This is a genomic window from Aeromonas simiae, assembly GCF_014892695.1.
Lineage (GTDB): Bacteria > Pseudomonadota > Gammaproteobacteria > Enterobacterales > Aeromonadaceae > Aeromonas > Aeromonas simiae.
Genome location: NZ_CP040449.1, coordinates 1405788 through 1419439, shown reverse-complemented (window position 1 = coordinate 1419439; position 13652 = coordinate 1405788). Strand labels below are relative to the sequence as shown.

Genomic DNA, 13652 nt, shown 5'->3' with positions numbered 1-13652 from the left:
TTTTTTATCGGTGATGACAGGTTAGCGCCCCAGCTCCCGCGCCGGGATGAGCCCGCTGGCCCGCCACGCAGGATAGAGGGTGGCGACAAAGCTCATCAGGATGGCCGCCCCGGTCACCAGCCCCAGATCGAGCAGGTGCAGCTCGGTCGGCAGGAAGTCGATGAAGTAGATCTCCGGGTTGAGGAAACGATGACCGATGAGCTGCTCCACCCCCGCCATGATGGGGGTGAGGTAGGCCGAGAGCACACCCCCCAACAGGGCTCCGAGCAGCGCCCCGAGCACCCCATTGACCATCCCCTGGATGACGAAGGTCTGGCGGATCTGCGCCGCACTCGCCCCCATGGTCTTGAGAATGGCAATTTCGCCGCGCTTCTCGTTGACCGCCATCACCAGGGTCGAGACGATGTTAAAACAGGCCACCGCTACCACCATCAGCATCACCACCACCATGACGGTACGCACCATCTGGATGTCCTGATAGAGATAGCCCTGGGTGTTCATCCAGCTGCGGATATAGACGTGGTGCGGGAACGTGCGGGCCGCCTCGACCGTGATCGACTGGGCCTTGAACACATCGTCCACCTTGAGGCTAAAACCACTGACAGCCTCCCCCATACCGGTCATGGCCTGGGCATCTTGCAGGTGCATAAAGCCGAGCAGGCCATCGAGCTGCCCTCCGATTTCAAGCATCCCCACCACGGTTAGCAGTTGGCGCCGCGGCTGCTTGATGCCGTCGGCCCCATTGCCATCCGGCATCAGCAGGCTGACCGAGTCCCCCACCTTGATCCCCAGCTTGTCGGCGATCGCCTTACCGAGGATCACCCCATTCTCACCGGCCTTGAGTTCATCAAACCCCTTGCCGGTCATGTACTTGTCCGCCTCGGAGATCTGATCTTCAAACGCGGGCAAAATGGCGCGCAGCTGCACCCCCTTGAGGTGGTTGCCGCTTTCGAGCAAGCCGTTGATGCGGATCACCGGGCTCACCGCCGTGATACCGGGCTGGGCCAGCAGATAGTCGCGTAGCTGGGGCCAGCGGGGCATGGGCGCGTCGACCGCATCCAGCTCCCCTTGAGGGATAACGGTGAGCACCCGGTTCTTGAGCTCACGCTCAAACCCGTTCATGGCCGACAGCCCGAGGATCAAGGCCATCACCCCGAGGGCGATGCCGATGAGTGACGAGGCCGAAATGAAGGAGATAAAGCCGTTGCGCTGACGCGAACGGCTGTAGCGTAGGCCCAAAAACAGGGGCAGCGGCTTGAACATCAGGCTACCTCCGCCATCTGCCCGCTCACCAGGGTCACGCGGCGGTGCAGTTTGGCCGCCAACCCCAGATCATGGGTCACCACCACGAAGGCGGTGCCGAACTCGCGGTTAAGCTCACAGAGCAGCTCATAAACGCCGGTGGCGCTGCCATGATCCAGGTTGCCGGTCGGCTCGTCGGCCAGCACCAGGCTCGGCTGCCCGACCAGGGCGCGGGCGATGGCCACCCGCTGGCGTTCACCGCCAGAGAGCTCGGAGGGGCGGTGGTTAAGACGATGGGAGAGCCCCACCCGCTCTAGCATGGCGGCCGCCTTGGCGCTCGCCTCGCTGACCGTGGCGCCGCCTATCAGCAGCGGCATGGCGGCGTTTTCCAGCGCACTGAATTCCGAGAGCAGGTGGTGAAACTGGTAGACAAAGCCCAGCTCGCGGTTGCGAAAACGGGCCTGCTCCTGACTGCTCCAAGCATGGATATTCTGGCCACGAAACAGCACGCTGCCGGTGGTCGGGGTATCCAGTGCCCCCAGCAGATGCAGCAGGGTACTCTTGCCCGAGCCCGAGCTGCCAACCACCGCCAGCATCTCCCCCTCGGCCACGGACAGATCAACCCCCTTGAGCACCGGGGTCTCCAGCTTGCCTTCCTGATAGACGTGGCTGATGGCCTGACATTCGAGCAGCGGCTTGTTCATCGACATGATTACCTTATTCATAACGCAGCGCCTGGGCCGGACGCACGCGGGCAGCCCGGAAGGCAGGATAGAGGGTGGCACTGAAACTGAGCAGCACGGCACCAAGAAGAATGATGGCCACTTGCAGCGGCTCGACGATCACCGGCAAACCGCCGCCGCCCGCCGCCATGTAGAGGTTGAGACCGATGGCATCGAGCAGGGGGTTAAGACCAAAGGTGAGCGCCAGCCCGACCAGGCCGCCGGCAATGGCTCCGATGACGCCGCTAGAGGCGCCGAGCACCATGAAGATGCGCACCACCGCCGATTCGGTCATGCCCATGGTGCGCAGGATGGCAACTTCTCCCTCCTTGTCGGAGACCACCATGACCAGGGCCGAGAGAATGTTGAAGGTGGCCACGGCGATGATCAGCACCAACATCAGCCCCATCATCCGCTTCTCCATGGCCACCGCCTGGAACAGCTCGCCGCGCTCGCGCCGCCAATCCTGCCAGTGCAGCCCTTCCGGTAGCGGGCTGGCCACCACCTGATCGACCGCGAACGCATCGTCAAGCCACAGGCGCAGCCCCCCCACCTCATCGGCAGGCAGGCGCAGCAGGCGTTTGGCGTCGCTAAGGTTGACCAGGGCTATCTGGTTATCCACATCGGCGCCCACCCCGAAAATGCCGGTGACGGTGAAAATTCGCTGGGCCGGCACCCGACCAAGCGGGGTGTAGCGGCTCCCCTCTGTCAGGATAAGGCGAACCTGATCGCCCACCGACACCGCGAGATTGCGGGCAATCCCCTGCCCCAACACGATGCGGTAACTCCCCGGAACCAGGGTATCGAGCGCCCCATCTTGCATCTGCTGATGCAGCAGATCCCCCGCCGGCCAGCGGGCCGGATCGATCCCCTGCACACTGACCCCGGTCAGCTGACCCGGGCTTTGCAGCATGCCTTCGGTCGCCAGCATGGGCGCCACCGCCAGCACATGGGGGCGGGTTGCCAGTTCGGCCGCCAGGTCGGCGGGTGGAACGAGACGCTCCCCCGCTCCTGTCACCACCACATGGGGAATGACACCCAGAATACGTCCCTTGAGCTGCCCTTCGAAACCGTTCATGACCGAGATCACCACCATCAGGGCGGCGACCCCGATGGCGATGCCAAAGGTCGAGAACAGGGAGATAAAAGAGACGAAACGATTGCTGCGTCGCGATCCCGCATATCGCAGGCCGATCGCCAGCGCAAGTGGCTGAAAAAGTCCGGTCTTCAAGGATCTGCCGTTGCCAAGAAAATAAGATACCGGATAATAAAGGGAAACCGTCTATGACAACAAGGGATAGCCGCCATGCAGGAAGAGTTCTTCAGTGTCGTGCACTCGCTGCCGGTCAACGTGATCCCGGTCGAGAGCGGCCATCTGCCCTCCCTCGAGGAGCTGGAGGCCGAGATGCCGGAGCCATTTCGCATTGCCTCGGCCATCTCCACCATCGACATCGGCACCAGCCGCCTGCTGCGCAGCCAGGCCGGTGAGCACTTGCAGGAGCTGATCGAGATCATCAACCAGCAATCGCGCAAGATAGACCTCATCATGGGCTATGTGCTGGCCGCCCAGGATCATGTCGAGCACCGCTTCCACACCGTGCGCTTTGGCGCGGGCGAGTTGCACTACCTATTTCCCCCCGAGGGGCATGGGCCGTCCCCCCAACCGGGTCAGCTCAAGCGCCTTAAGATCTTTTTGCGTGACGAGGCGTCAGCCGTTTACTGCTACGGCCGGGTCAAGGCCGTCACCCCCGGCCAGCATGGCCTGCATGTCGTGCTTGAATACGCTCGCATTCGCGAAGAGGATCGGGAGCTGCTGGTGCGCGCCAGCCTGCATGTCCAATCCCGCCAGCTCAAGCAACGCGCCGCCGATCGTTACCGCCACCCTTAGTCGAGACTCATGACCGCATTTACCCTTCCGGCCCTGCCCCGGCAGGCCGGCGCCAAACTGACACTGGGGGGCCTCGTTGGTAGCGCCCTCTCCCTGACCGCCGCCACCTTGGCCCGCGAACAGCAGCGCCCCTTGCTGCTGGTGACCGCAGACACCCCCTCGGCGCTGCGCCTCGAGCAGGAGCTCACCTTCCTGCTCGAGGGGAGCGAGTGCCCCGTGCTGCTGTTCCCGGACTGGGAGACTCTGCCCTACGACACCTTCTCGCCGCATCAGGACATCCTCTCCCAGCGGCTCGAGACCCTCTATCACCTGCCGCAGATGACCCGTGGCGTGGTGATCGTGCCCGTCTCGACCCTGATGCTGCGCTGCGCCCCGCGCAGCTACCTCGATCGCTTCAGCCTGCTGCTAGAGGCCGGCCAGCGCCTGTCGCTGCAAGGGCTGCGCGCCCGGCTGGCCGAGGCCGGCTACGTGGCGGTCGAGCAGGTGCTCGAGCACGGCGAGTTCGCCGCCCGCGGCTCCTTGCTCGATCTCTTCCCCATGGGCAGCCAGACCCCGTATCGCATCGACTTTTTCGATGACGAGGTGGACTCCATCCGTCCCTTCGATCCGGAGACCCAGCGCTCGAGCGACCCGGTCAAGCGGGTGCAGCTACTGCCGGCTCGGGAGTTTCCCACCGACGAGAGCGCCATCGAGCGCTTTCGCGGCCACTACCGCGAGCGCTTCGAGATTTCGCGCAGCGATGGGGCCATCTATCAGGAGGTGAGCAAGGGGCGCTGGCCGGCCGGTATCGAGTACTACCTGCCGCTCTTTTTCGAGGCGACTGCACGCCTGTTTGACTACCTGCCGGCCGATACCCTGCTGCTGACGGTCGGCGAGATCTACCCGGCCGCCCAGCGCTTTTGGAACGACATCCAGCAGCGCTATGAGGATCGCCGCTGGGATCAGAGTCGCCCGCTGCTGCCCCCTAGCGAGCTCTACCTGCCGGTCGAGCAGCTCTTTGCCGGGCTCGGCCAGTACGTCGATGTGCGCCTGCAAGAGGGCCCGACCGCCGGTGATGCGGGCCAGAGCGATCTTCCGGTCCAACCGCTACCAGAGCTGACCCTGGATCACAGTCAGGAGCAGCCGCTCGCCGCCTTGCAGCAGTTTCTGGCCGGCTTTGGCGGCCGCACCCTGTTTGCGGTGCCTACCGAGGGGCGGCGCGAGGCGCTACGCGACCTGCTGGCCCGCATCGACCTGCGCCCGGCCGAGTACGCCTCACTGGCCGAGTTCCTCGCCGCCGGCGATCCGCTCGGCGTGCTGGTCTGCCCGCTCGAGGGGGGCTTTATTCTGCCCGAGCGCGCCCTGGCCCTCATTACCGAGACCGAGCTGCTCGGCAGCCGGGTGCGCCGCTCACGCCAGCGCGATCGCGCCAAGCAGCTCAGTTCAGACGCCATCATCCGCAACCTGGGCGAGCTGACCCAGGGCCAGCCCGTGGTGCACCTCGATCACGGCATCGGCCGCTACCTCGGGCTTGAGACCCTCAACGCCGGCGGCCTGCCGACCGAGTTTCTCACTCTGGAATACGCCGGGGGCGACAAGCTGTTCGTGCCGGTCACCAACTTGCACCTCATCAGCCGCTACACCGGCTCGGACAACCCGCCCAGCCACAAGCTCGGCGGCGAGGCCTGGAGCCGCGCCAAGCGCAAGGCCGCCGAGAAGGTGCGCGACGTGGCGGCCGAGCTGCTCGACATCTACGCCCACCGCGCCGCCCGCGACGGCTTTGCCTTTCGCCACAACAAGGAGGCCTATCGCCAGTTCGCCGCCGGCTTCCCGTTCGAGGAGACCGACGATCAGCTCAATGCCATCAATGCGGTGCTCGGCGACATGTGCCAGGCCAAGAGCATGGACCGCCTGGTGTGCGGCGACGTGGGCTTTGGCAAGACCGAGGTGGCGATGCGGGCGGCGTTTGTGGCGGTGCACGGCGGCAAGCAGGTGGCGGTGCTGGTGCCCACCACCCTGCTGGCCCAGCAGCACTACGATAACTTCCGCGATCGCTTCGCCAACTGGCCGGTGCGGGTCGAGGTACTGAGCCGTTTTCGCTCGGCCAAGGAGCAAAGCGCGGTGCTGGCCGACCTCAAAGAGGGCAAGGTGGATATCATCATCGGCACCCATAAGCTGCTCGGCTCCGATCTCACCTTCAAGGATCTGGGGCTGCTCATCGTTGATGAGGAGCACCGCTTCGGGGTACGCCAGAAGGAGAAGATCAAGGCGCTGCGCGCCGACGTGGACATCCTGACCCTGACCGCCACCCCCATCCCGCGCACCCTCAACATGGCCATGTCGGGGATGCGCGATCTCTCGATCATCGCCACCCCGCCCGCCAAGCGGCTGGCCATCAAGACCTTCGTGCGCCAGCACGATCCGGCCGTGGTGCGCGAGGCGGTGCTGCGGGAGCTCAAACGTGGCGGCCAGATCTACTATCTGCACAACGACGTCGAGAGCATCGAGAAATGCGCGGCCGACCTCGCCGAGCTGGTGCCGGAGGCGCGCATCGGCGTGGCCCACGGCCAGATGCGCGAGCGCGAGCTTGAGCGGATCATGTCGGATTTCTACCACCAGCGCTTCAACCTGCTGGTGTGCACCACCATCATCGAGACCGGCATCGACGTGCCAAGCGCCAACACCATCATCATGGACAGGGCCGATCACTTAGGATTGGCCCAACTACACCAACTGCGTGGCCGGGTCGGGCGCTCCCACCACCAAGCCTATGCCTACCTGCTCACCCCGCATCCCAAGCTGATGACCAAGGATGCGGCCAAGCGGCTCGAGGCCATCGCCTCGCTCGAAGATCTCGGTGCCGGCTTCGCGCTGGCCACCCATGATCTGGAGATCCGCGGGGCCGGCGAGCTGCTCGGCGACGAGCAGAGCGGCCAGATCCAGTCGGTCGGCTTCACCCTCTACATGGAGATGCTCGAGCAGGCGGTGGAGGCGCTCAAAAGCGGCAAGGAGCCCGCCCTCGACACCCTGCTTGCCGATCACACCGAGGTGGAGCTGCGCCTGCCGGCCCTGCTGCCCGATGACTACCTGCCGGATGTGAACATGCGTCTTTCGATGTACAAGCGCATCGCCAGCAGCGCCTCGCAAGAGGAGCTCGACGAGCTGAAGGTGGAGCTGATCGACCGCTTCGGCCTGTTGCCCGAGGCGGCCAAGACCCTGCTCGACATCGCTGCCTTCCGTCTCATGGCCACTCGTCTTGGCATCAAGCGCCTCGAGATGACCGAGCGCGGCGGCCACCTCGATTTTTCCGAGAAGACCGCAGTCGACCCGGCCTTTCTGGTGCGCCTGCTCACCGAGCAGCCGCGCATCTACAAGATGGAGGGGCCGAGCCGGCTGCGCTTCAACGTGCCGAGCAGTGGCCGCGAGGCGCGCCTCAAGCTGGTCGGCGATCTGCTCGGCGAGCTGGCCCGCCACACGGTGTAAGGCCATACCCGGCAACTGAAATGAACAAGGGCAGCCATGGCTGCCCTTGTTATTGCTAGCGCGCCCTATCCGGCCAGGGTGCGCAACCAGGCGATCTCCTCGCGCCAGATGCTCTCGTCGATGGTCTCGAGGATCAGCGGAATGCGATCAAAGCGCGGATCGGGCATCAGATAGCGAAACACCGCCTCGCCGAGGTTGCCCTCACGCAGGCTGTGATGGCGATCGACCCGGCTGCCGAAGGTGCTCTTGGCGCCGTTGATGTGCATCCCTTTCAGATACGCAAAGCCGACTTGGCGTTCAAATTCATCGAACACCTGCTCGCACCCTTCCTGAGTGCGCAGATCATAGCCGGCCGCAAAGGCATGACAGGTATCGAGGCAGACCCCGACCCGGGACTTATCCTCGACCCCGTCAATGATGGTGGCCAACTGCTCGAACGACCAACCGAGGTTGGTGCCCTGCCCAGCGGTGTTTTCAATCACCGCCGTCACCCCTTGCGTCTGCTCCAGGGCCCAGTTGATGGACTCACTCACCAGTTTAAGGCTGACCCGCTCCGGGATCTTGCCAAGGTGGCTGCCGGGGTGGAAATTGAGATAACAGAGCCCCAACTGCTCGCAGCGGCGCATCTCGTCTAAGAAGGCATCGCGGGACTTGGCCAGCGCCTCGGGCTCGGGGTGGCCTAAGTTGATGAGATAGCTGTCGTGGGGCAGCACTTGCTCTGGCAAAAAGCCGGCCCGGGCCATGGCCTTCTTGAACCCATCGATGGAGGAAGGGGTAAGGGGGGCGGCCTGCCACTGGCGCTGATTCTTGGTAAAGAGGGCGAAGGCGTTGGCACCGATGGCCAGGGCGCGGTCGATGGTGTTCTCCACGCCGCCCGCGGCGCTGACGTGGGCTCCGATGTATTTCATGGGGTCTCCTTGTTGAGACGCCATTATGCCTGCCCAGCGCAACCGCGCCAAACCGGCGTGGGCGATGGCGGCAAGCGAGCAAGCCGATAGGTCAGCGGCGCCAAAAAGAAAACCGGGGCTTGCGCCCCGGTCTTGTGTCTCGCTTGGACAACTTCGATTAGAAGTTGTACTGCATACCAGCGGTCCACTCGTCGTCTTGGTGATCCAGACCTTGGATCTTGTACTCGGTGTAAGCCTTCAGCTTGGTGTTGAAAGCGTACTGAACACCCAGCACACCGTGGTTGGTGGTGTCTTCGTAGCTGGAGACGTTCTTGATCTTGGCTTCGGAACGGTTGTAACCGGCCAGCAGGGTCCAGGCGTCTACGTTGTAGGAGGCAGCCAGTTCATAGCCACGAACCTTAACATCGTTGAAACCGTCGAACTTGAACTTGGACTCGTTGTACAGACCGGCGAAGTAGAAACCGGCGTAGGTGTAGCTGGCAGCCAGGGCCCAGTCATCCTTGTCGGTCAGGTTGGTCTGAGCGAAGGAGCCCACTTCGGTGGTGATGCCCAGAATGGACTTGTCACCGTCTTCGAAGCTCTTGCTCTCGTAACCAGCGGCCAGACCCAGACCGAAGTCGAAGTCATAGGTAGCACCGACGGTGTAACCCTTGTCCATGTGACCTTCAATAGCGGACCAACCGGTGTAGTTGGAGTCGTAGCTACCGTTGTTGGTGATGTAACCGGTCTGGAAGCCAAAACCGCCCCACTGACCCTTGTAGATGGCCTGACCTTCTTGACGACCGTCGTAGACGTTGGCCATATCGCCGTAGTCTTCGAAGATATCGGTCTTGGCAACGGTGGCGTTGTAGAAGGCAGTTTCGGTTTGACCGAACAGAACTTGACCGTACTGGGAGCCGTCAAAACCGGCGTAGATGTGACGAGCCTTCACTTCACGAGCATCGGCGTCGTAAGAGTTTTCGGAAGCGATCTGCCACTCGGTCTTAGCGATACCGGACCAGATGCTGTCCAGTGCCATACGACCGGACCAACCCAGACGAGCGTAAGTCTTCAGCTCACCGTCGTTCTTGGTGGAGGTATCGGTGTTGGCGTCGTAGGAGTCGTACTCACCGTAATACTGGGCGTGCACACGGCCGTATACGTCAAAAGTGGTGCCGTCCTTGTCATAGATCACGGCAGCGTTGGCAGCAGAAGCGAACAGTGCCGGGATGGCGATAGCCAGAATTGTCTTTTTCATAGTTTCCAATGCCTACTGTAATTAAACACTAAGTCTTTGTTATTCCCTGTGTTAGTAACGTTCTATGCGTTACTATGCTGGCGAGACTAGCATCGGGGTTGTCAATCCGCAATAAAAAAACTTGGAACTTTTTGTTGTATCGATAGTCATACGCCCCAAAATGTGAGCCAGATCTCATTACATAAAATCCGGAAAATAAAACGTTTTTCGGTTAAAACTGCTGCTCAAATGAGCCTTGGCGCCCCTTTTCCTCATGGTACGTCGCCCCCCTGCGACTGATCCCTCCCACGACAACATCGGGCCCCTCTCGGGGCGAATAGGGTCGCACCCTTCCCCCATGTTGGGTATTCTGTTGCACCGCTTGCTAAAACCGGCTGCCCGTATGCTCTCAGACCGCCTCAAAGACGCCATTCGCACCACCTATCGACAGCTCGCCGAGGCGCTGCCGGGCTTTGTACCGCGCCGGGAGCAAAACTTCCTGGTGGCCGAAATTGCCAAGACCCTGAGCGGTGACTATGAACGTTCACGGCGCATCCTGGTCGCCGAAGCTGGCACCGGGATCGGCAAATCCCTCTCCTATGCTCAGGGCGCCATCCCGCTGGCCCGGTTGCAACAAAAGAAGCTGATCATCTCCACCGCCACCGTGGCACTGCAAGAGCAGCTCATCCACAAGGATCTCCCCTTCTTCCTGCGCCACAGCGCCGTCCCGTTTCGCTTCATGCTGGTCAAGGGGCGTCAGCGTTATTGCTGCGAGCACCTGCTGGAGCAGGCGGCCATGGGCGATGGGGGCAGCAACCTGGAATTTGCCTTCGAGCAGCTCTCGACCTCCCGGCCGAGCGAGGATGACAAGAGCCTTTATAAAAAGCTGTGGGATCACTACACCGCGGGCAAATGGGATGGCGATCGGGATAACTGGCCCTCCCCCATCAAGGATATGGCCTGGGAGCGGATCGCCGCCGATCGCCACACCTGCAACAAGGCGCTGACCCACCACCAGCACTGCCCGTTTCACCGGGCCCGCGACAAGATGGATGAGAGCGATGTGCTGGTGGTCAACCACGCCCTGCTATTGTCGGATCTCACCATGGGGGGCGGCATCATATTGCCGCCGCCGGATGAGTGCTTCTACGTGCTCGACGAAGCCCACCACCTGCCGACAGTGGCGCGCGATCACGGGGCCGCCTTCATTCACTTGGGGGGCTCGCGCCGCTGGCTAGAAAAGCTGGCCCAGAGCGCCGGCAAGATAGGCCGAGCCCTGCCGGGCGAAAGCCTGCTCGACGCCCAGCTCAAGTTGCAAGACGCCCTGGCCGCCATCTTGCCCGATCTCAAGGCTACCGAGCAGTGGATAGGCCAACACCCGCAGCTCTTTGGCAGCGAGCGCCAGCACCGTTTCCCCGATGGGGATCTCCCCGAGCCGCTCCCCTTGCTGGCGCTCAACTTAAGAGAGAGCAGCAAACAGGCGCTGCGTGCCCTCGACCGGTTGCAAGGTGGCGTGGCCGAGGCGCTGCGCGAGGGGGATCTCAAGCGTCGGGACGCCGAGCCGCTGCTGGCCGAGGCGGGCTTTTTCCTGCAACGACTGGAGAACTTCAACCAGTTGTGGGAGCTGATGAGCCGCGAGGTGGCGCCGGGCAAGACCCCGCTGGCCCGCTGGCTAAGTCGCACTGAGGATGGCCAGGATGTACTGGTGCACGCCTCGCCGATTGAAGTGGGGTACCTGCTTGAAGAGTGGCTCTGGTCTAAGTGCCTCGGCGCCGTGCTGGTGTCGGCGACCCTGACCGCCCTCTCCAACTTCGACTACTTTCGCCATCAGGCCGGGCTCAAGCCCCACGACGGCACCCGCTACCTGCGCCTGCGCTCGCCCTTTGATTACGACAAGGCCGAACTCTACCTGCCCAAGATGCGCTGCGAGCCCAATGACCCCCAGTTCACCCAAGAACTGATCGAGCGGCTGCCGGGCTTGCTGGCAGATCAGCAGGCCAGCCTGGTGCTGTTCTCCTCTTATCGCCAGATGAATGAGGTGGCCGAAGGGCTACGCACCCATGGCCTGACATTGCTGGTGCAGGGGGAAGCGTCACGCAGCGCCCTGCTCACCCTGCACCGCCAGCGCTGTGATGGCGGCACCCCCAGCGTGCTGCTTGGTACCGGTAGCTTTTCAGAAGGGCTGGACTTGCCCGGTCACTACCTCACTAACCTCATCATCACCAAGCTGCCCTTTGCCGTCCCCACCTCACCGGTGGAGGAGGCCACCGCCGAGTGGATCGAAAAACGCGGCGGCAACCCCTTCTTGCAAGTGACCGTACCAGAGGCCTCCCGCAAGCTGATCCAGGCCTGCGGCCGCCTTATTCGTAAGGAGGCCGATGCCGGACGCGTCACCATTTTGGATCGGCGCCTCGTCACCAAACGTTACGGCAAGCCACTGCTCGATGCCTTGCCCCCGTTTCGCCGCCGTATCGAATGAGTCACAGCACCGACCACCCCACGAGTTCTTGCTGGCTCGCGGTAAACCTGTAAAAATGCCACACGGTTTTTCGGTGCTCTCGCCGATGCTTCAAGGAGATATGATGAAACTGACGGTTCTGTTGCCGGCCCTGGCGGGCATGGTCTGGGGTAATGTAGCGCTTGCCGACGCCACCCTGGAGGTGATGCCGCCTTATGTGCTTCAGCTGCTCGACGGCCATGGTGTCAACGCCAAACTGCTCGAGAAGAGCCACAACGTCCGCCTGCAAGACGGCAAGCACCAGTTGGTGGTCTCCTTCGAGGGGAACTACTCCACCCGTAACGAGACCAAACTGGTCACCGCTGAGCCGCTGGTGTTCAACTTTGAATCCAGCAATGGGCAAAAGCTGACCCTCGACTATAAAAAGCCGCGCAGTGAAAGCGAAGCGCGCGAGTTCACCAAGGTGCAAGACGTGCAGCTCAAGGACAAGGTCACCGGCCAGCAGCTCCAGAGCGATCGCTTCGTGATGCCCAAGGTGGAAGGCTTCCAGCTGACCCGCGACTACCAGCAAGAGCTGCTGGCCATGGGCAAGGCATTCAACCAGCCCAAGACCGTCGCCGTGCCGACCGCGGCCGTGATGGCAGCTAGCAACAACGAGCCGCTGCAAGTGGCGCCGACCAAGGCTCAATCCAGCCCGGAAGCGCTCACCCAGCTGCAGGAGTGGTACAACAAGGCCGACGCGGAGACCCGCAAGGCGTTCCAGATCTGGATCATCCAGCAGCAGCAATAAATGATGAACAGGGGGAGCTTGCGCTCCCCCTTCTCTATCATGAGCCTCCCGGTTTTCTACCATCCACTCTATTCGGCCCTCTCGCTGCCGCCCGGCCACCGCTTTCCGCTGGCCAAATATCAGGCCCTCTTTGACCAGCTCCAGTCACTGCCCCTCGATTTTTGCCAAGCCAGGGTTGTCGACCCGGCACTGCTTCGCCGCGTTCATGATCCCGCCTACGTGGAGGGCGTCCTCACCGGTAGCCTGCCTGCGGCCGCGCTGCGGCGCATCGGCTTTCCCTGGAGCCCTGCATTGATCCAGCGAACCCTGTACTCGGTAGGGGCCACGGTCGCGGCGGCCGAAGCGGCACTCGAGTACGGCTGCGCCATGCAGATCTCCGGCGGCTACCACCATGCCCACCGAGCGATGGGCAGCGGCTTTTGCCTGTTCAACGATCTGGTGTTAGCGGCCGAGCAGGTGCTGACTCACCCTGGCATCGATCGGGTGCTCATCTGCGATCTCGATGTGCACCAAGGGGATGGCTCTGCCACCCTGTGCGCAGGGCGCCGCGATATTATCACCCTCTCGCTGCACGCCGAACGCAACTTTCCCAGCCGCAAGCCCCCCTCTCACCTCGATTTCCCCCTGCCAGACGGCACCGGGGACGAGGCCTATCTCGAGACGTTGGAGCAGGCACTGACCATGGCGCTGCGCCTCTACTCCCCGGATCTCATCCTCTACCAGGCGGGGGTCGATATTCATGTGGAGGACGAGCTGGGCCACTTGGCGGTCAGCAGTCAGGGCGTGCGCCTGCGCGATCGCTGGGTGCTCGGCGAGGCCGCTCGTCACGGTATTCCCATCGCGGCCGTTCCCGGTGGCGGCTACCGCCGTGATTGGCAGCCACTGATTGCACTGCATGCCGGACTGTTCGAAGAAGCGCTGATCCGGTTTGCCCCCACACGCCCATGAAAAAGGCGGCCCGCAGGC

10 protein-coding genes are annotated in these 13652 nt (G+C 62.8%); 5 read left to right on the top strand and 5 right to left on the bottom strand.

All coding sequences use genetic code 11. The features are described from left to right. Positions 1 to 21: 21 nt before the first annotated feature. From lolE to FE240_RS06655, 3 genes are read right to left on the bottom strand one after another with little or no spacing between them, the layout of a single operon-like run. Entirely contained in the window at positions 22 to 1263 is a 1242-nt protein-coding gene (gene lolE, locus FE240_RS06665) for a lipoprotein-releasing ABC transporter permease subunit LolE (protein ID WP_193003881.1), read from the bottom strand. Beyond that, positions 1263 to 1967, bottom strand: a complete 705-nt coding sequence (gene lolD, locus FE240_RS06660; protein WP_042046296.1) for a lipoprotein-releasing ABC transporter ATP-binding protein LolD — start codon at positions 1965 to 1967, stop codon at positions 1263 to 1265. Before lolD ends, lolE begins: the two co-directional genes overlap by 1 nt. Beyond that, complete coding sequence (locus FE240_RS06655) at positions 1960 to 3195, bottom strand: lipoprotein-releasing ABC transporter permease subunit (protein WP_193003880.1); 1236 nt, start codon at positions 3193 to 3195, stop codon at positions 1960 to 1962. The genes lolD and FE240_RS06655 overlap by 8 nt, the downstream gene beginning before the upstream one ends. Positions 3196 to 3270: 75 nt before the next feature. Between FE240_RS06655 and FE240_RS06650 the strand changes: the two genes are divergently transcribed. Continuing rightward, positions 3271 to 3852: a PilZ domain-containing protein gene (locus FE240_RS06650; RefSeq protein WP_193003879.1), complete on the top strand. Its 582-nt coding sequence runs from the start codon at positions 3271 to 3273 to the stop codon at positions 3850 to 3852. A gap of 9 nt (positions 3853 to 3861) precedes the next feature. Then, positions 3862 to 7314: a transcription-repair coupling factor gene (gene mfd / locus FE240_RS06645; protein WP_193003878.1), complete on the top strand. Its 3453-nt coding sequence runs from the start codon at positions 3862 to 3864 to the stop codon at positions 7312 to 7314. Between the two features lie 65 nt (positions 7315 to 7379). On the opposite strand, the gene nfo is transcribed toward mfd, so the two are convergent. Further along, on the bottom strand, positions 7380 to 8222 hold the full coding sequence (gene nfo / locus FE240_RS06640) for a deoxyribonuclease IV (protein WP_193003877.1): 843 nt from the start codon (positions 8220 to 8222) through the stop codon (positions 7380 to 7382). Between the two features lie 157 nt (positions 8223 to 8379). Continuing rightward, positions 8380 to 9459 carry a porin gene (locus FE240_RS06635; protein ID WP_193003876.1) on the bottom strand — a complete coding sequence of 360 codons (1080 nt, stop codon included), beginning with the start codon at positions 9457 to 9459 and terminating at the stop codon, positions 8380 to 8382. Positions 9460 to 9841: 382 nt separating this feature from the next. Between FE240_RS06635 and dinG the strand changes: the two genes are divergently transcribed. The 3 genes from dinG (at position 9842) to FE240_RS06620 (ending at position 13634) form a co-directional block, all read left to right on the top strand. Then, positions 9842 to 11917 (top strand): ATP-dependent DNA helicase DinG, encoded by a 2076-nt coding sequence (gene dinG, locus FE240_RS06630; protein WP_193004475.1) that lies wholly within the window; start codon positions 9842 to 9844, stop codon positions 11915 to 11917. Between the two features lie 103 nt (positions 11918 to 12020). Continuing rightward, a complete protein-coding gene (locus FE240_RS06625; protein WP_193003875.1) occupies positions 12021 to 12686 on the top strand; it encodes a YccT family protein in 666 nt (221 codons plus the stop codon). A gap of 39 nt (positions 12687 to 12725) precedes the next feature. Next, positions 12726 to 13634 (top strand): histone deacetylase family protein, encoded by a 909-nt coding sequence (locus FE240_RS06620; RefSeq protein WP_193004474.1) that lies wholly within the window; start codon positions 12726 to 12728, stop codon positions 13632 to 13634. Positions 13635 to 13652: the final 18 nt, after the last annotated feature.